Raw genomic sequence first — 19,008 nt, forward strand, 5'->3', positions numbered from 1 at the left:
TAGTTCCATTGTACAGGGTGGGCCGCCTACAGGCGTGCCCTGTATTTTTTTACGTAGCCAATGGGCTTGTAGCTGTGTTTGGCCTGGCGAAGACCGGGATCACCCAGATCCTGTTCTCTGTTGATGGTCATGTAAAAACTGGGCAGGATGGCGGCAAAAGTCTGATTGATGAACTGATAGAGGCCCTTAAAACCGCCCACCGCTTTTTCGAAATGGATGACAAAGCTGGTTCTGTTGGCGAGTTCTTCACCCAGGCTGTAAGCAGCCGGCTGACCGTCAACGAAGTAGATCCCTCCACAGAGCTGCAAATCCCAGGATTGCTCCAGGGCTTCACGGGCGGCATTGTAATCTTTGTCACCCCTCTCGATATTTTCGTTATGCCATTGCTCAAGAATCTGCAGGGCATCAGCTATATGTTCGTCAAGCAGGGGCTGAGCGAGGTATTCGTTGTTGTTGATGAAGGCTTTTATAAGGTTACGTTTCTTGTGAAATTTTCTGCCTTTCAGCTCGGCTAATTCCTGGCGTGAATAGAGGTAGTCAAAATTATCCCTGTCCTCTGTCGTTGTAAACCCCATGGCTTCGAGTTGGCTCGCCTGCGGTTCTGAGACACATTTCATTGAGCTATGCTCTTTGAGGAGCTGGCTCAGGGTCTTTTGGTCGGGCAGACCGAATGGCAGCATGAAAAAGTCTGCCCCGTTATCATTTCCAAGAATTATGAGCTGCCCATTGACCAGACGGGAAAGCGTATACTGGTGCTTTTCCCGAAACAGGTAGAGATTCGCAAAGGTGAATTCGGATATGCCCTCGGGCAGCAGGCGCAGACGATCGTGCAGAACAGGCCGCAGTTGCATCGAGAGGCTGCAGGAATCCGGATAGAGCGGGATACTGTTCATGGCTGAAGTTCTCTTTCAAATTGACTTTTGATCACTGTTTTTCTTTGAGGTACTGTACCAGAAATCCATCCATTGCCAAATGCGTTATGTGGTGAAGCACACAGACTACCAGCGCCAGACCATACTCTGGGAAAAGTGAGACCTGGAGGATGATGGAGAGCGGCAGGGTCTTTTGGCCTCCCATCAGAATAACACTTTCCCGCCGGCCTTTGCCAATTCCGGTACAACCTGTAAGAAGGAGGGCAAGGAGCACCAGTACGAGGTGAAAGGTGAAGGTAAGCGCAATGACCAGTGGAACGGAGCCGAGGCTGCCAACTATGGCTTCGCGACCCTGGCAGGAGGCCATCCAGACAACAGTGAGTATCCCGGTCTGGTTGAGTATAGAGGTGTAGGGTAGAACCTGCTGGACCCATTTTCCGAAGTTATTGCGAATGAAGATACCGAAGAGAAGAGGCAGAAGTACCAGCTTGGCAATTTTCAACATAATGGGCAGTTGATCGATGACAACCTCTTGCTCATGCCCGGCAAAAGAGAGAAGAAGTTCCAGGCAGAAGGGAATTGTTATCACAGCAAGGCTGTTGGCAATTATGGTGATAAGAAGCGCATGTGCCATATTGCCGCCGGCACTGCCGGACATAACCACACCGCTGCTCAGCGTTGTAGGCATTGCGGCTACCAGCAGCAGGCCGATCAGCACTCCGGCCTGTAGTGGCAGGAAAGAAAATACAATCGCCACAATAGGAGAAAGTAGAAAAATAACCAGAAGTGCCAGTAAGGTACCCTGGTAATCGGCGAAACCGGCGCGTATCTGGCGAGTATTTAAGGCAAGGCCTGAGAGAAAAAATATCAGTACGATGATGATGTCAGGACCGTGATTGGCTTTTGCCCACCTGCCTGCATCAACAGTTATCCCGCTGATATCCATGAGAGGAAGAGCACCTGCGCCTATCAGACCAAGCAGGAACCAGTTTTTTTTCAACCACTGAGACACGATTTCTCCTCACGCGATGATTTTAGGGTTCAGACGGGGGCAAAGAATAATAGTATGACATACTATGAACTTTGGGACCCCGGCAATGTGGCAGTTAAAAGGCCATGGGCGAATGTAGTCGAATGATCGCATATATTTCAATAGATTTCATCTTGTTGTGGAATAGAAATAACGCTGATCCTGGTGCAGGTTTTTCTCTGAACGGTGCACCAGAAGCTGCTTACCTGATTGGAAAGTGATGGCCATTTTTCCATTCAATTGGCATAGTGTATTCTTTGAAATTATTGCAGATGAACCACGAAATTACAGTAGGTGAGGGTGAAGATAATGACTGAGGCCGCGACAGAAGTGGAGCAGGTGCTGCAGAAAATAAGCTTTATCGAGAAAGATATCGAACTGCATAAGAACATTCTGGTTTCAATGAAAGAGAACCAGAAGCAGGAGATGGAAGAGATCATCGGTAAGATCGTCGAGATGAAAAATCGTGTGGATGAGCTGAAAGGTAGCATCGCTGAAATTGATCCTGAAGTATACGCCCAGATAATTAAGCTCGAGGAAGGTACCGCCCGGTTCAAGAAGATCGTCGAAGCAAGAACTCTGGCTCAGGTCGTTACCCTGGATCAGGTAGGCGAGTGCCGAATCGATCTGCTCGATGGCGGTCAGTTCGAGTGTCTGGTCAAAGCGCTTGATGATAAAGGTAACTGGATAGGCTTGACCCACGACGGCGATGTGGTCGAGTTTGGTGCCGAAGAGATCATGGAGTTGTAAGAGCCGAAAAAAGAGATACGTCTGCCGCTTGCCCGACAACTGGTTCGGCAAGCGGCAGACAATGTCGCGGGATCTGATATGTGCTTGGTGTCTTATCTGTAAGCAGCGATGCCGGTAACCGCTTCGGCGATGATCAGGGTATGCATGTCATGGGTACCCTCATACGTATAGACTGACTCAAGATTATTGGCGTGCCGCATTATCGGGTATTCTCCCATGATGCCGTTGGCTCCCAGTATAGTGCGGGCGCTACGGGCAATATCGAGCGCAATTTTTACATTATTCATCTTGGCCATGCTGACCTGGGCGGGGGTGAAGGTTCCCTGGTCTTTCAGGCGTCCGAGTTGCAGGGCCAGCAACTGTCCCTTGGTCAGTTCCGTGACCATTTCCGTGAGTTTTTTCTGCTGAAGCTGAAAACCCGCAATTGGTTTGTCGAACTGGATACGGCTCTGGGCATATTCGAGTGCGGTCTGATAGCAGTTGTCCGCCGCTCCCAGTGCACCCCAGGCGATACCATAACGAGCCTGGGTCAGACATTTGAGCGGACACTTTAAGCCGACGCAATCTGGTAAAAGACTCGCTTCTTCATCCACCATGACATCCTGCAGGACCAGCTCGGAAGTTACCGAGGCCCTGAGACTCCATTTGCCTTTCATGCGTGGAGCAGTAAAGCCATCGCTGTCGGTGGGTACCAGAAATCCGCGGATACCTTCATCAGTCCTGGCCCAGACTAACGCTACGTCGGCGATGGAACCATTGGTGATCCACATCTTGGTGCCATTGATTCGCCAGCGTCCGTTACCTTCCTTTACGGCGTGAGTCCTCATGCCCCCCGGGTTAGAGCCGAAGTCGGGCTCGGTAAGCCCGAAGCAACCGATTTTCTCACCGGAAGCGAGTTTTGGTAACCAGTACTTTTTCTGTGCATCACTGCCGAAGGCGTAAATGGGATACATAACCAGCGAGCCCTGTACCGATGCCATGGAACGAATGGCCGAGTCACCACGCTCAAGCTCATACATCAGAAGGCCATAGGCTACATTGGAGAGGCCTGCACAACCGTATTCGACAGGCAGACTTGGGCCGAAAAAACCCATCTCTCCCATAATGGGAACGAGGTGCTGGGGAAAGGTTTCATTTTGGGCATGCTCATCAATGATGGGCAATACCTGTTCGTTGACAAAAGTGCGGGCCGTTTCACGGACCAGCTTTTCTTCATCATCGAGTAAACCTTGAAACCCCATGTAGTCTGTAAGTTCCAATACACTCTTCATTCTTCCTCCGGGTTAAGTGAAGGTGAGATTTTTTTTTCTCCCGTATCGGTTTTGTGCCGGATTTTATTGATGGGCATTGCTTCCGGTTAAAGCTCACCGAAATGCCTCTCTAAAGTATATGAATGTGCAGGGTAATTCACAAATAAAGCGATAGAAAAAGAAAATTTGGTTCACTCGGAGTGGCAGAAGAGTGCAAAACGTAATCTGATTATCACTGATTTTCAGCTTAAGGTTTGTGAAGGGACACTGGAAAGGGGGAGGGTGAAACTACCTCGAAATCGGTTTTAGTATTACAATGCGATGAATTGTAATATGGCTGAATCCGTGAGTGCGTGTATGAGTTCTACATTCACAGTCTATACGCCTGCGCAGTTACGTTGAACTTCCGACGAGTTCTGGCTGGGCTTCAGGAATAATGAGAAAACAGAGCAGGGTTAAGACAGGAAGGAGCTTTGCTCTTTCCTGTGCTATTGGCCTTGCCTTCGCTTTTATCTGGCTTCTCCCGGCCATTCATTGTAGGCGGTATTGTAATATTCTTAAAGTCCCATCGATATTTCGAGTTCTCTCACCTGCTTTTCGATAGTCTGTTTTTGCTGATCAGTCAGCTCCGGATTCTGGAGTGACCGTTGCAGTGCTGCTAAAATCATCTCCTCACGATACTCACCGCAGCCATAAGAAGATGAGGGCTTTGTGGAGGCTGTTGCGGAATTTTCGGGAACAGGGTTTTCAGTATTTTTATTCACTCTTGCGCTCCGGTATAACTATTTGGAAATGTATAGGTATTTGTGAATGCCGTTGTAAAAGAACCAGCCGGAGGTTGCCAGGAGAAATGCGGCGCAACAACCAACCACAACTTTGTAGTGGCTGTCCTTGAGTACGTGGCGTCCTCGACATATCCCGTAAGATATAAACGCATACCAGCCAAGATCGGCCAGGGCGTGGCCAATGAAAAAAACGGTAACTCCGGCGAGGCCATAGTGTAGCGCCTGCAGCAAATAGCCAAGGCCGATTGTGGACCACCAGAGCAACCAGAACGGATTGAAAAGGCTGAGCAACGCACCGGTAAGGACCAGATTTTTGTTTCTGTAGTTCTCCGCTTCGACTACGAGGGTGAGTTTCGGCAGGTCACGGAACATGGTGATACCGAACCAGAGAAGGATCACAGAACCAATCAGGGATATCGTTATAAAGATTTCCGGCCTGGTAAGAACTGGTGCCAGACCGACCAGCAGGCAGATTACAAGCCCTAACTCAAGCATTGTGTGACCAATTATCATAAGAGGTCCGGTTCTTATACCACGATGCAGGGTCTCGGTGACAGCAACAGAGAACAGTGGGCCGGGCATCACTGCTCCGGAGAGCGCTGTGAGAAAGGATAAAAAGAAAATTGTCGGCAGAAGAAAGTCCATAAAATGATTTGTGTTAAATGAAGGATTCGACGTACTATAATGAGTGAAACAGATGTTCTCAAGCGAAGTTTCCAGCGGTCTGCTTCATACTTTGTGGTGGGGCTATTTGCCTGCGGGTCTGTTAGCGTCCAGGGTAACAGCCTGTTTACAGAGTATATCAATTCAATGTCCGGCCAGGTATTCTGCCAGGTCGGATAGTTTGTCTTAAAGGTTTGAAGATAAAAACAGAAGAGATAAACGGAATCCGTGCCTGACACGCAAATGCCCTTAAATGCCTCTGTGATGTTGTATAATTTCTAGAATAGCAGTGCTTCGGTGGCGAACTCGATATCAATGAGTCATGCACACCATAGGCGAGCATAATGATTTCAGTTCACAGGTACTGTTTATTGAGCGACCCGGCAGGGTGGAAAGAGTAGAGGAGAAAACAAATCCCATGTCCTGTTGTTACGGCTTAACAGGAAGTATGTTGCTAATGGTTGCCCTGTTTCTGCAGCCAATCCCGGCCTTATGTTCAGTCGATCATGAACTTCTCGACTTTGTTCATGTCGCATTGATCCAATCTGATACCTCGCTGGATGTGCGGGATTCGCTCCAAATAAGCGAAATAGATGTCAACCTGGCTGAACATCAGTTCGATACCAGGATAGTGCCTTTGACATCCATAGGTTTTACCGAAGGCACAGGCTCACAACAGCTTGGGGTGGAGTTTAGAAAGGAGGTCGAAACGGGAACAAATATCACCTATGGCGTAGTTGGTAACCGGGTAGATGAAGACACTGACTATGTGGTTGAAAACCGTAACTCGGCCAGCGCTTTTGTACGGGTGTCTCAGGGGTTGTTCAGAAGGTGGGGCAGAAAATATAACCTTACTAATCTGGATGTGGCGCGCCTGAGAAATGAACTTGCATCCATTGATGGCGACAGGCAGATGCAGTCCCTGGTATTGACCACTTCACAGAAATATTACAGCCTGCTGCTGGAAGACCAACTGTTGCGTCAGAGCCGGCAGGCATTGGTGAGAAGCAAAGAACACCTGGACTCAGCTGTTTCACGGCAGTCTGTTGGGCTTGTCTCCAAAGTCGATGTGTACCGGGCAGAGCTGGCTGCCCTTAATGCGGAGAGTATGCTGCAATCACAGGAACGCAGACGTCAACAGGCGTATGACGATTTCAGGGAGCAGCTTCACCTGCCTGAGGAGACGGAACTGGAATGGCAGGCAAGAATAGATAAAATTATGCCTGTGTTACCGGCCGACTGGGAACGGACCGTGCTGGATAACAGACTGGATTGGCAGGAGTATCTGATGAATGTGCAGATTTCCAAGCGGGAGATGTACAAGGTGGAACGGGACCTGTTGCCCGACGTTGGTCTGAGCTTTACCGTGGAGCAGCGAGGGGAAGGTGATTCTGCTGAAGAGGCTCTTCAGCTGGATGACACGAACTGGTCATTTCAGGTGCAGATGAATTCACCGATAAATGACAGGGCAGAAAAATCGGCGCTTTTACGAAAACAGCTGGAGATGTCACGTTTGCGCCGTGAAGGGGAGACGCTCAGAAGAAAGATCAGGAGGGAAATAAAAGATGGCTTTGCCGAGCTGCAGATGGCAGAGCAGCGGCATCAGGTGAGCCGGAGGCAACTCGAGCAGGCAAGGTTGGCAATAGACCTGGCCAAGAGTCGCTATGCGAAGGGGCTCAGCGATAACCTGGATATGCTGGATGCCGAGAGCGCACTCTCCGACGCGGAGTTGGGAACTTCACGATCGCTGGTGGAGTACAACAACGCGGCAATCCAGTTGGCCTACGTTATGGGAATTCTGAATACCGAATGGCTGCGTATTTCGGTGAGGTGAAAGTCGTTATGAAAACCAAACGTTCACGATCATTTTTCATGAGTTGGCTGCTGGTTGGCGGGCTTGTCATAACAGCTTCACTGTATTTGGCCCGAGGCAGCTGGCAGGAGGAAGAAGCAACTTTGGCGCCCGAGTCAATTTATGATGTGAAAAGAGCCTCATTCAACGTGACCATCGCAGAGCGAGGGGTAGTAAGGCCTGCGAGAATTGCTCCGATTAAAAGTGAAATTTCGTCAGACAAGGCCAAGATCGTGTGGCTAATGAAGGAAGGTGTACGAATCAATGAGGGACAGGTGGTGGCGCGTTTTGATACGAAGCCATTTCAGGATGATGTGGCCAGGCTGGAGCAGCAGCACAGCGATGCCAATGCCACCCTGGGTGCCGCGGAAAAATTGCTGATGCTTCAGGAAGAGGAAGAACACGGCAAGATTGAAGAGGCCGAACGAAAAGTGGAGATTGCCGCAATTGAGGCTGAAAATATCAAAAATGGTTCAGGCCCGCTGGAAAAAAAACAGGTTGAGCAGAAGGTGATGCAGGCAGAGCGGCGTCATCGATTGGCTGCGTCGTATCTGGAAGATATGCGGATGCTTTTGAAGCGTGGACATGCCAGCAAGAGGGAGTTCGAAAAGGCAGAGGATGAGTTTGAGACAGCAAAAGAGGAGGTAAATGTCGCCAGGGAAGAGCTGGCAAATTTCAATGAATTCAAGTGGCCAAAGATGATGAGGGAGGCCGAGTTATTGGTCAACGCTTCCAGGAGTGAATTGCAGCGTGTTCTGCGAACTGCTGCCTTGCAGATTCAGAATAGGGTCGGGCAGGTTGAAAAAGCCAGGCGAAAGGTAGCCAGCGGCTTGCATCTTCTGGAAAATGCCCGGGGCGATTTGCGAAATTGTGTAGTGCGGGCACCAGCTGACGGAATTTTATTATACTCAGAGGTGCCAAGAGAAAATGGTACTCGCAAAATTCAGATTGGGGACTCGATCTGGGTCGGGCAGACCTTCCTGGAGGTACCGGATACCCATGAACTGGTGGTGGAAATACAGATTCGTGAGGTGGATGTCGCTAAAATTTCATCAGGAATGAGAGCGGTGGTCAAACTTGATGCAATGCCCTGGGTAGGACTTCAGGGCGAAGTGGAGAACGTCTCTTCACTTGCTGAAGATGACAGGCAAAATGCCAACATTCGCAGGTTTTTTGCACGAATTCAGCTTGATGAGAAAATTCCGGAAGTTCATGTGGGAATGTCTGCAACAGTGGAGATAATTCATCAGGAGGTCAATGACGTTCTGGTGATTCCGGCAGCGGCGGTGGTTTTTAAAAATGACTCGACCAATGTGTACAAGGTGGCAGGTAGTTCCATTGAGCTCACCGATATCGAACTTGGTGCCCAGGGAGTTCAGTGGGTACAAGTGGTCGGGGGCTTGAAGGAAGGAGACCGTATTCGCAGCACGCTTTATTGAAACCGGGATGGTTACAAATGGAAGAGTTGATTCTCAAAGCTGAGAATATCAGTAGGGATTATGCGATCGGCAGGCGAAAAGTGCGGGCGCTTGAACCTGTAGACGTAGAGGTGGATGCGGGCCAGTTCTGGGTTGTCACCGGGCCGAGCGGTTCAGGTAAGACGACCCTGTTGAATCTGCTGAGTGGTTTCGACCGTCCAACAGATGGCATTGTAGAGTTTCGTGGTACCTCCCTGGCGTCGCTTTCAGATTTTAAAGTTGCGCAATTGCGCAATGAATCATTTGGTTTTATTCACCAGACCCCCCATCTCATGTCTCACAAAACGGTGCTGGAAAATGTTGCCTTACCGTTTCTGTATGGTGCCTGGATTGGCGGTACAAAGGTATACCAGCGAAGTTGTGAAATGCTTGAGTATGTAGGGATGCTTGAGCTGCAAAATCGTTACCCGGCGACACTCTCCGGAGGGGAGATGCAGCGGGTGGTCTTTGCCCGGGCACTGGTACGGGATCCTGAGGTTATTTTTGCAGATGAGCCTACAGGGAGTCTGGATGCGGACAATTCAGGGCGAATTTTGAAGCTGCTCAAGCAGCAGAGTGAGCTCGGGCGGAGTGTGATAATGGTATCCCATGATGCGGATGCGGTGAAGTATGGCAGCTATCGCCTGTCTCTTTTTAAGAGTAAAAATGCAGTCGTCGGGGCGATCTGATGCATGCTGGACAATTATGGTGTGATATACGTGACGCATTTCTCGGTTTACGGCGACGCCCCCTGCGCTTTGTATTGAGCAGCGTTGGCATCGGCATAGGTGTGGCGGCCCTCATCGCGATGCTTTCGATCAGTGAGGGAGCCAGGCGTAAGGCTGTGGAAAAACTTAGCTCGCTTGGAACAGATACACTCCGTGTGGAAGATTCTACCGATAGTCTTGCTGCTTCTGGCGAGAACGTTCAGAACCTGTCAAAAGGGTTGACCATCGACGACCTTTACAGATTAGAAAACTGGCTTGGGTCAAGGGGGTATCTTGGTGGCTACCAGCGACGTGATGAGTTGCATATCTCGTCTGATAAGGGACGGATGACAGGGACCTTAATGGGGGTATCCCTTGAGTGGTTCAAGGCAGAGAAACTGGAACTGGGCTGGGGGCGTTGGTTTGACACCCGTGATGAACGTGATGCCCAAAGTTATTGTATTGTTGGTTCAGAACTCGCGAGAGAACTTAAGCTGAATCAGGGCAGTCATCTCCACCTGGGGGGATATGCAGCTACTGTCATTGGCGCTTTAAAATCTCGAGGGCGATTGCTTACCGAAGGAACAGGTCTGTCGGCCCTGAATTTTGACAAGAGTGTGATGATGGTGCTCAGCACTATGCCGATATCGCAATCTATCTATGATGTCCGTCGTCTGGATGGTTTTGTGCTGAGGCTGGTGGACGGCAGTGAAAAAAATGTGTTGCAGGCTGCTGAGCAGGTTCATCATCTGCTCAGTCGAAATCATGGTGAAATCGAAGACTTCAGGTTAGTAGTGCCGGTCAGTCTGATGCGTGAAGTCCGTGAAAATCAAAGACTTTTTTCTTTGGTCATGGGAGTAATTGCCGGACTCTCGCTGGTGGTTGGCGGTATCGGGGTGATGAATGTGATGTTGGCCAATGTCTCGGAGCAGACCCGGGAAATAGGTTTGAGAAAGACCTTGGGAGCGAGTCGGGCAAGAATACTCTGGTTCTATTTGTGGAATTCTATGGTGATGACGTTCTCCGGTGGTCTCTGGGGGATATTGGCAGGGGTGCTGCTTGCTTATGGGGTACAGCTCTATGCCGGGTGGGAGATCGCCTTTTCAACGCCGGCTTTTGTGCTTGCTCCTTTGTCTGCGCTGGCAACTGGTGCGGTCTTTGGCCTGCATCCAGCTTACAGTGCCTCAATGCTTGATCCGGCGGAGGCCCTGCGCGAATCGTAGCATTTGCTCATTTTCTGATCATCCAATGACTGTTGTTATAACGCCAAATGAAATCGGTTTGGTGCGCTCAGGCGATGAGAAGAGGACTCATGCCTGTCAGGTGGCCATCTCAAAAGGTGGTGGTTTAAGAAGGGCAGGTGGAAGTGAGCTGTCACCTGACAGGGACGAGCTGTACAGCAGTTTCGGGAGTCAGCGGGTGGTGGGTGGTGCTGACTCCCGAAAGGGTCAAATGAGCGACTGTGTGCTCAAATTGTATCAGGCTTTAGCGGATTGAAGCTCAGCTGTGGCTGGTTTGGGATCGATCCATGGCTTGCCGACGGGCAGAACGTCACGACCGAAAACCTGCATGAAGATGACGTGAGCCATCATGTACCAGGCATTCAGGGCACAGAGGATAAGTACGTAGGCGGCAACTTTGGTCATTGCCGGGAAGCCGAAATGGGCCAGATCCAAAAGGATGAAGCCGGCGAGAAGCAGGGTGAAAGTGGATGCCATGGCACCATGGATGCGCATAGCGGCTACCCACATGATGCCGGTATACAGGGTCCATACTACCAGGAAGTAACCAACATCAGTGCCGCTGGACTTATAGATGTCGAACTTGTTCATCAGCAGGATAATTGCGAGTGCGATCCAGAAAGCGCCATACGAGCAGAAGGCACTGTAGCCGAAATTGTTTCCAACCTTGAACTCCTGATATCCGGCGATGAGCTGAGCCGTACCGCCGAAGATGAGTCCCAGGGCGATGACGGGGCCGATTCCACAGAGACCGAGGTTATGGAACTGGAGGATCAATGTTGTCAGACCGAAACCTGCCAGGCCGACCACTGCCGGATTTCCCATAGGGGTAGCTTTTGCATCTGCCATACTTTACTCTCCATTAATAAGGGTTTATGTGTGCCATCCTTTCTGTCTGATGGTGACCTAATGTTGGTAATTATTGAGCAAGTTTGGTGCCAGATGGTGATATTAATAAAATAGACGATAAATCAGGGTCTAAAGCAGATTCCGTGTGATGGTGAGGGGTACAACGAAAGTTGTAGGGGAAGGGAAGGAAAGCGTTTATCCACTTATACCAGGCAATTCCGGGCCCCTACAATAAAAGTTGTGGTTACAACTTTTATTGTAGGGGCTTCTGCAACGTATAGCGGGCCTCAACATTATTTTTCCTGGGAGAGGTTCTTTAAACGTTTGCTGAGTGCCTGTTGGGAGATGCCGAGGAGTGAGGCGGCAATGGATTGGTTGTTATCCGCACGTTCCATCGCCTCTTCAATGAGCATCTTGGTGGCCTGTTTGATGCTCGGGAGGGTCTCCAGTGATTTGAATGAAGCCGGACTGCCGGCGTATTCGTTCGTGGTTCCGGTGATGTCAGCGAAGTGTATGGTCTGTTCGTCTGCTTCAAGCTGTTTCATGCGGGCCATATGTTCCCGAAAGACAATCATTGAGAGGGTGCCGTTTTTGTGCTGGGCAATGGCATCAAAGACCATTGCCTGTAGTTCCCGTACATTTCCAGGAAAAGTGTAGGTCTCAAGCAGCGTGAGCAATTCCGGCGGCCTGTTCGGGCGGTTTTTAAGGAGTGAGTCCGAAGCTTTGTCAATGAAATGGTCCAGCAGCAGCGGCAGATCTTCCTTTCTGTCCCTGAGTGGCGGCATAAGGACCCGGTGGGTTCGCAGCCGGTAGTGCAGGTCTTTTCGAAAAATATTCCTGCGTTGCAGATCCCAGATGTCGACATGCGTGGAGGTGATTATCCTGGCGCTGCTGCGGCGGAGGCTGTCCTGACCAAGTGGCATATACTCATGCTCCTGCAGCAGGCGCAGAAGTTTTACCTGGGAGGCAGGGCTGAGGTCGCCTATTTCATCTAAAAAGAGGGTGCCTTCAGCTGCCCGCTCGATAAGGCCGGAGCGTTGTATGTCAGCACCGGTGAAAGCGCCTTTGACGTGGCCGAACAATGTATCGGAAAATACGTTGTCATCAAGACCTGCGACATTAACAGCGACAAATTCACCTTTTCGACCGCTGAGATTATGTATTGCCCGAGCGATGAGTTCCTTGCCAGTTCCTGTCTCGCCGCGAACGAGAACCGGTTCAGAGGTGGAGGCGATAGATTCGAGGTACTCAAATATCTCTATCAGCTTCGGGCTCTGGGTGATGATATGGCTAAAACATTCCGGGCGGATAATTTTGTCACCAGTGCTACTGGTCGAGTCTGATTTGCTGTCCCGCAATTCACCTGAACGCAGTGTTTTTCGGATGGTTGCTAAAAGCCGTTCTTCGTCGACCGGTTTGACAATATAGTCGGCTGCACCAGATTTCAGGCAATCCACTGCGGTTTCGGCATCGATTCGTCCTGTAATGACGACTATCGGTATTCTCGGATAGTGTGCACTCAGTTTTTCAATGATCGCCTCCCCGTTCACGTGGGGCATGTTCAGATCAAGCAGCACTACACTTGGTGAATTGCGTTCAACAATGGATAGTACCTGTCGACTATCTGAACAGGTAATGACGTTGTTCATGCCAGCCATTTGCAGAATGGTGTCAACTGAGAGCAGAATGGACTCTTCATCATCGACCACGAGTATCGGGTCGCACGGATTTTTGAGGTTCATCATATCATTCTTCCTGCAACTTCGTTCATGTCATAACGCGGCAACCTTACTGTGGCGGTTGTGCCGCGACCGGGTTCTGATTTAAAGTTCAGCCAGCCCCTGTGGTTGCGGATAATGGTATCCGAGATAGAGAGGCCAAGGCCGGTTCCGTTATTGTCCCGTTTTGTGGTGAAAAAGGGGTCTTTTATCCTCTCAAGCAGCTCAGGGGTCATACCTATACCTGAATCCTGCACTTCGAGGATGATTTCTTCAGACTCCTCCAGATACCAGGTGCGGACAGAAATTGGCATGTCGGTGCTGCTTGTTGCCTGGCAGGCATTCACCAGCAGGTTGATAATCACCTGGCCAAGTCTCTGGCTGTTGCCGGGGAAGGTCGGTAAATTGTCATCATACTCTACACTGAAGTTGGTGGTCGCCTTTTTTATGAAGCTGGCCAGTAATCCCACTGAAGTTTCAACAACCTGGTTGAGGCTGACTGCCTCACGCAGATCGGCCGGGTGTTGACGTGAAAATTCTTTAAGCTCGCCGACGATCCGTTTCACCCGCGAGACGCCTTCCTGGGAGTATTGCAGAAGCTTTGGCATTCGTTCTTTGAGTTGCTGGTAATTCATGCCACCGATGTCGATCTGGCCGCTTCGCTCGCAATGCTCATCCAATACAGGCTGAGCTGCCTTCCAGAACCGTTCATATACCTGGAAGTTAAGCATAACTGAGGAAATAGGGTTGTTGATTTCGTGGGCGACGCCGGCTACCAGGGTACCGAGAGCAACCATCTTGCTGGTTTGCATCAGCTGCTCCTGTCGGAGTCTGGCTTCTTCCTCTGCCCGTTTCTTATCTGTTATGTCCCTGGCTGTGAGGAGAAAAGTGGGTAATCCTTCAGGTGATTCCATGCGGGCAAAAGTCGCTTCGATGGGGAGTTCCTTCCTCTCATTGGTTATGAAGTACGTCTCGAGTATTGAGGCGTCACTGGCATCACTGTTGAGATAATCGATTTTCCTGAGGAATGGCTGATGCTTGGTCTGGGGAAGAATATCGAGAATGGAGGTGCCGTGGATCATGTAGAAAGGATAGTTGCAGTTTTTACTGAAGGCTGTATTGGCATAGTTGACCCTCAGATCCTGGTCGAGCAGCAGGATCATCTCGCGAGCGGTTTCGGTCAGCAACCGGTATCGGGTCTCGCTCTTTTTCAAAGAAATTTCTACCAATCTTCGTCTGTTCTCGACAGTGGCACTCTGCAGGATGATATAGACCGAAAGAAAAGCAATGACAATCAGCACTGCCAGAAAAAAGAACGTCATATTCTGGGTGATCGCGGCTATCTGGCTATGGACATCTTCAACATAGACACCGGTGCCGATAATCCAATGCCATGGTTTATACTCCTGGACGTAGGAAATTTTCGAGAATATGCGATTTGGGTCGTCCTGCCACTGCCAGTGGTAGGTGACGTAACCGGCCCCGTCCTGCTTAACGGCGGCGAGAAAGTCCTGAAAGAGTTTTTGGCCCGCAGGGTCGGTTTCATCAGTAACGTCACGCCCCTCCAGATCAGGCCGGTACGGATGCATGATCATTCGGGGGTACGTGTCGTTGACCCAGAAATAATCCTTGTTTTCAGGGCCATATCGTAGATCACGCAGATGTGCAATAGCTTTGGCCTGAGCATCCTTGATAGACAGTTCACCTGCGTCAGCCATTTTAGCATAGTGCTGAATTGAACTCATGGCTGAGGTGCTGAGTGCCAGAATCATTTCGCGCTTGCGCTCCATGAGCTGCTCTTCCATCCTTGGCAGAATATAGCCAAAAAAAGTAGCGATAAAAAGAAACATGGAGAGCAGTACCGGCAGGATTATTTTTACCGGAATGGTGTGCGGTACAGACCTTGCAGCTTTTGTTGAAGTAGAAGAAACCATTTTATCCTGTAATTCTGAATGCAAAGTGCAGATATGACCTGGGCAACTGTCTGTGAATCGATTTTTAGTCCGAATTGTTCATCAGTGTTCCATGTCGCGACAGAATGTTCATGCAAAATTGGCTGGTGCCTGTATGCATTTCAAGGGGTTCAATTCATTTCCATTGATGTGAAACAATATTTTTCCTGTCCAGAAATGCCCTTGTTCAGCTTGTGCTGATTTGGTTGCCGGTGTGCCGGGTGTTCAAGGTGCAAAGAAATATATCTAGCCTGTCATATATATGAAAAAAACATGAAAACCGTGGGATAGGGTTCAGCATATTTTGCTCCCTGCTACAGGCTGTTGTTCTGGAACAATAAGGAATTGTTGGAGTTTTCATAAATTAAATTTCACTAAAAAAGTTGACAGTAACAATGTTATCCGAACTATTCCAAGTTTTGACTGTTGTGTCAATTAAATAGCGTTATTTACTGTATATACAGTAGGTATAAAGGTAATAACGGTATTGTTTGAAGCCCTTGTGGGTGAAAAGTTCTCTGGGAAGCCATGTTGGTTGAAGATGCTGAATATAAAAGGATTAATCATGGTAAAGTGTGTTCTTGTCTTCAAGATAAGGTTGAGCTTATGTAACAATGTTTAATAAAGGTGTTGATGTATTGCTGACATTGCTGTATACAAGTGGGAGTGGTTAGGGTGGACAGGTGGACAAAACATCAGACCAAAAGGGGAGTGATTATGACTAGTTTTGATGCAGTTTTTCAAAGTAGTATCAACAACCCAGAAGAGTTTTGGGCAGAAGCTGCAAAAGGTATCACCTGGTATAGGTGGTGCGACAAAGTACTTGATTCATCAAATCCACCGTTTTACAAGTGGTTCTCCGGCGGGAAAATGAACACCTGCTACAACGCTGTCGATCGTCATGTGGAGAACGGTCGGGCAGATCAGACTGCAATCATTTATGACAGCCCTGTCACCGACACCATCCGCAAAATCACTTACAAAGAGCTGCAAGGGCAGGTGGCTAATTTCGCAGGTGCACTGCAGGCCCAAGGGGTAACTAAAGGGGATACCGTCATCATCTATATGCCGATGATCCCTGAAGCGGCTGTTGCCATGCTGGCATGTGCCCGAATTGGCGCGATCCACTCTGTAGTCTTCGGAGGTTTTGCGGCCCATGAACTGGCAATTCGTATCGATCATGCTCAACCCAAGCTGATCATAACTGCTTCAGGTGCCCTTGAAGGCGCTAAAAAACTGGCATACAAGCCATTGGTAGATGCTGCAATTGAGCAATCGACCCATAAGGTCGAGACCGTGGTGCTGTTTCAGCGTGATTTTATCACTGCCGAGATGACAGAAGGCAAGGATATCGATTGGCAGGACTTCGTGAAAGATGCCAAACCGGCTGATTGTGTTGAGCTTGATGCTACCGATCCACTTTATATTCTCTATACTTCCGGCACCACAGGTATGCCGAAAGGTGTCTTGAGAGATAATGGTGGTCATGCGGTAGCCCTGCATTACACCATGAAGGCGCTCTATGATATTAATCCGGGCGAGGTTTGGTGGTCGGCATCCGACGTAGGCTGGGTCGTAGGTCATTCCTACATCGTTTATGCCCCTCTGATTTATGGAGCAACCTCAGTTTTCTATGAGGGTAAACCTGTGGGAACACCGGATGCCGGTGCATTCTGGCGTGTCATTTCTGAGCATAAGGTCAAAGCCCTGTTCACCGCACCTACCGCCTTTCGGGCAATCAAGAAAGAAGATCCTAACGGCGAGCTGTACAAGAAATATGACGTATCTTCTTTCGAGTGCCTTTATCTGGCAGGCGAGCGTACAGACCCTGATACTCTGAACTGGGCGAAAGATATGCTGGGTGTACCTGTTATAGATCACTGGTGGCAAACCGAAACTGGCTGGGCCATCGTCGGCAACTGCCGTGGTATTGAGGAGCTGCCTGTTAAGGTTGGTTCTCCGACCAAAGCTATGCCGGGCTGGGATGTGCAGGTCGTAGACAACGACTGCCAGCCGGTACCTCCTAATACCGAAGGTAATATTGTTGTTAAGCTTCCTCTGCCTCCAGGCACCCTCACCACCTTGTGGCGCAACGAGGAACGCTTCGTCAAGTCGTATATGACCAATTTCCCTGGTTACTATGAGACCAGTGATGGTGGTTTTATGGATGAAGAAGGTTATGTCTACGTCATGGGACGTATGGATGATGTTATTAATATTGCTGGTCACCGCCTGTCCACCGGTGCCATGGAAGAAGTAATTTCCGCCCATCCAGACGTTGCAGAATGTGCCGTATTCGGAACCCACGACACCATGAAAGGCCAACTGCCTGTCGGACTCTTTGTGTTGAAGGCTGGAGTTGACAGGAAGGAGGAAGATATCAAGAAAGAGCTGGTACAAATGGTTCGTGATCAGATCGGACCGATTGCCTGCTTCCGTGATTCAGCACAGGTTGCACGTTTGCCGAAGACACGCTCCGGCAAGATTCTACGTGGAACCATGCGCGCAATCGCCAATAACAAAGAGTACAACATGCCTTCGACCATCGATGATCCGGCAATTCTTGACGAGATCACCGAGACCTTGAAAACTATAGGTTATCCAAAGGCTTAGTTTCAAGCAAGCAGCTATGTTCCATAGCTGAAATCTCACTATTTCCATAGATACAACCGGCTCCCCTGGAGAGGGAGGGAGCCGGTTGTATCCCAGAGGGGGTATTTATGAAGATTCATGAATATCAGGCCAAAGAACTGTTCCGTAAATACAAAGTTCCCACACCGCAGGGAGGAGTGGCTGAAGAAGTTGCTCAGGTAGAGAAAATTGTCTCGGAACTTGGCCTGCCGGTTGCTGTTAAAGCACAGATTCATGCAGGTGGTAGAGGAAAAGGTGGTGGGGTTCGTCTCGCGAGAACCCAGGATGAGTTAACAGCAGCAGCTGGGGATATCCTCGGTATGACGCTGGTGACCAAGCAGACCGGACCCTCTGGGCAATTGGTAAGAAAATTGCTCATAGAAAAAGGTGTAAGCATTAAAAAAGAGATGTATCTCTCAATTATTCCAGACAGGGAGACAGCCTCCATTGCAATAGTTGCGAGTCAGGATGGCGGTATGGATATTGAAGAGGTGGCAGAATCCACTCCCGACCGCATTATCAAAGTTTTTATCAATCCATTGATTGGAATACAGGGCTATCACTTGCGCGAGGTGATGTTTGGTCTCGAGCTGGAGAAGGAATTGATGAAGCCCTTCGGGCAGATTCTGAAAAATCTCTACAGCCTGTTTGTTGATTATGACTGCTCAATGGTTGAAATCAATCCTTTGATAGTGACGGAAGACAACGAAGTGATTGCCCTCGATGCCAAGATGGATATCGACTCAAACGCGGTATATCGTCATCCGGATGTCAAAGAGATGCATGACCCGTTCGAGGATGATCCGACCGAGGCGGAAGCTGCGCAGTACAATCTCAATTATATCAAGCTTGACGGCAATGTCGGCAATATGGTCAATGGCGCCGGTCTCGCTATGGCGACTATGGATATCATCAAGCAGGCCGGGGCCAACCCTGCCAACTTTCTTGATGTCGGTGGTGGGGCCAGTGCAGAGATGGTTGAGAATGGCTTCAGAATCATCTTAAGCGATAAGAATGTAAAAGGCATCCTGATCAATATCTTTGGCGGCATTCTCCGCTGTGACGTTTTGGCCCAGGGAGTTGTCCAGGCAGCCCAGAAGGTAGAACTGAATGTGCCGGTAGTGGTGCGTATGGAAGGAACCAACGTGGAAGAGGGCAGGCGTATTCTTGCTGAATCCGGGTTGAATCTGATTAATGCAACTAACCTGGCTGATGCTGCAGGCAAGGTTGCTGGGATCGTGGCCTAACTGT

General features: G+C 49.5%; 16 protein-coding genes. 8 read left to right on the plus strand and 8 right to left on the minus strand.

Features of this window, described 5'->3' with window-relative positions; all coding sequences use genetic code 11:
- Positions 1-26: 26 nt before the first annotated feature.
- Both ACN5NT_RS22090 and ACN5NT_RS22095 read right to left on the minus strand, forming a co-directional pair.
- Positions 27-893, minus strand: coding sequence for a DUF2156 domain-containing protein (locus tag ACN5NT_RS22090; RefSeq protein ID WP_419176919.1), 867 nt, complete (start codon positions 891-893; stop codon positions 27-29).
- A 31-nt stretch (positions 894-924) separates the two neighbouring features.
- Positions 925-1,884, minus strand: a complete 960-nt coding sequence (locus tag ACN5NT_RS22095; RefSeq protein WP_419176920.1) for a bile acid:sodium symporter — start codon at positions 1,882-1,884, stop codon at positions 925-927.
- A 327-nt stretch (positions 1,885-2,211) separates the two neighbouring features.
- Here ACN5NT_RS22095 and ACN5NT_RS22100 point away from each other — a divergent pair, with 327 nt between their 5' ends.
- Positions 2,212-2,652 (plus strand): hypothetical protein, encoded by a 441-nt coding sequence (locus ACN5NT_RS22100; RefSeq protein ID WP_136798511.1) that lies wholly within the window; start codon positions 2,212-2,214, stop codon positions 2,650-2,652.
- A gap of 92 nt (positions 2,653-2,744) precedes the next feature.
- Here the strand turns inward: ACN5NT_RS22100 and ACN5NT_RS22105 are convergent, their stop codons facing one another.
- The 3 genes from ACN5NT_RS22105 to ACN5NT_RS22115 all read right to left on the minus strand — a co-directional run bounded on the left by ACN5NT_RS22105 (position 2,745) and on the right by ACN5NT_RS22115 (position 5,332).
- Complete coding sequence (locus ACN5NT_RS22105) at positions 2,745-3,923, minus strand: acyl-CoA dehydrogenase family protein (RefSeq protein ID WP_419176921.1); 1,179 nt, start codon at positions 3,921-3,923, stop codon at positions 2,745-2,747.
- Positions 3,924-4,459: 536 nt separating this feature from the next.
- The gene (locus ACN5NT_RS22110) at positions 4,460-4,666 is read right to left on the minus strand and encodes a hypothetical protein (RefSeq protein ID WP_419176922.1); all 207 of its coding nucleotides are present in this window, start codon (positions 4,664-4,666) and stop codon (positions 4,460-4,462) included.
- Between the two features lie 18 nt (positions 4,667-4,684).
- On the minus strand, positions 4,685-5,332 hold the full coding sequence (locus ACN5NT_RS22115) for a LysE family translocator (protein ID WP_419176923.1): 648 nt from the start codon (positions 5,330-5,332) through the stop codon (positions 4,685-4,687).
- A 340-nt stretch (positions 5,333-5,672) separates the two neighbouring features.
- On the opposite strand from ACN5NT_RS22115, the gene ACN5NT_RS22120 reads away from it, so the two are divergent.
- The 5 genes from ACN5NT_RS22120 to ACN5NT_RS22140 are packed head-to-tail and all read left to right on the plus strand — an operon-like array spanning position 5,673 to position 10,863.
- A complete protein-coding gene (locus ACN5NT_RS22120; RefSeq protein WP_419176924.1) occupies positions 5,673-7,184 on the plus strand; it encodes a TolC family protein in 1,512 nt (503 codons plus the stop codon).
- An 8-nt stretch (positions 7,185-7,192) separates the two neighbouring features.
- The gene (locus ACN5NT_RS22125; protein ID WP_419176925.1) at positions 7,193-8,641 is read left to right on the plus strand and encodes an efflux RND transporter periplasmic adaptor subunit; all 1,449 of its coding nucleotides are present in this window, start codon (positions 7,193-7,195) and stop codon (positions 8,639-8,641) included.
- A gap of 17 nt (positions 8,642-8,658) precedes the next feature.
- Positions 8,659-9,348: an ABC transporter ATP-binding protein gene (locus ACN5NT_RS22130; protein WP_419176926.1), complete on the plus strand. Its 690-nt coding sequence runs from the start codon at positions 8,659-8,661 to the stop codon at positions 9,346-9,348.
- Positions 9,348-10,589, plus strand: coding sequence for an ABC transporter permease (locus ACN5NT_RS22135; protein WP_136798504.1), 1,242 nt, complete (start codon positions 9,348-9,350; stop codon positions 10,587-10,589). Before ACN5NT_RS22130 ends, ACN5NT_RS22135 begins: the two co-directional genes overlap by 1 nt.
- Before the next feature lie 25 nt (positions 10,590-10,614).
- Positions 10,615-10,863 (plus strand): hypothetical protein, encoded by a 249-nt coding sequence (locus tag ACN5NT_RS22140; protein ID WP_419176927.1) that lies wholly within the window; start codon positions 10,615-10,617, stop codon positions 10,861-10,863.
- Here the strand turns inward: ACN5NT_RS22140 and ACN5NT_RS22145 are convergent.
- The 3 genes from ACN5NT_RS22145 to ACN5NT_RS22155 all read right to left on the minus strand — a co-directional run bounded on the left by ACN5NT_RS22145 (position 10,845) and on the right by ACN5NT_RS22155 (position 15,108).
- Complete coding sequence (locus ACN5NT_RS22145; protein ID WP_136798503.1) at positions 10,845-11,456, minus strand: acetate uptake transporter; 612 nt, start codon at positions 11,454-11,456, stop codon at positions 10,845-10,847. The genes ACN5NT_RS22140 and ACN5NT_RS22145 overlap by 19 nt on opposite strands.
- Positions 11,457-11,749: 293 nt before the next feature.
- A complete protein-coding gene (locus tag ACN5NT_RS22150; RefSeq protein WP_419176928.1) occupies positions 11,750-13,201 on the minus strand; it encodes a sigma-54-dependent transcriptional regulator in 1,452 nt (483 codons plus the stop codon).
- Positions 13,198-15,108, minus strand: coding sequence for a cache domain-containing protein (locus tag ACN5NT_RS22155; RefSeq protein WP_419176929.1), 1,911 nt, complete (start codon positions 15,106-15,108; stop codon positions 13,198-13,200). The genes ACN5NT_RS22150 and ACN5NT_RS22155 overlap by 4 nt, the downstream gene beginning before the upstream one ends.
- Before the next feature lie 735 nt (positions 15,109-15,843).
- Here ACN5NT_RS22155 and ACN5NT_RS22160 point away from each other — a divergent pair.
- Complete coding sequence (locus ACN5NT_RS22160; protein ID WP_419176930.1) at positions 15,844-17,739, plus strand: propionyl-CoA synthetase; 1,896 nt, start codon at positions 15,844-15,846, stop codon at positions 17,737-17,739.
- Positions 17,740-17,846: 107 nt separating this feature from the next.
- Positions 17,847-19,004, plus strand: coding sequence for an ADP-forming succinate--CoA ligase subunit beta (gene sucC, locus ACN5NT_RS22165; protein ID WP_136798500.1), 1,158 nt, complete (start codon positions 17,847-17,849; stop codon positions 19,002-19,004).
- The last annotated feature ends 4 nt before the right edge of the window (positions 19,005-19,008 follow it).

The organism is Desulfosediminicola sp. (assembly GCF_048381775.1).
Taxonomy (GTDB): domain Bacteria; phylum Desulfobacterota; class Desulfobulbia; order Desulfobulbales; family Desulfocapsaceae; genus Desulfopila; species Desulfopila ganghwensis.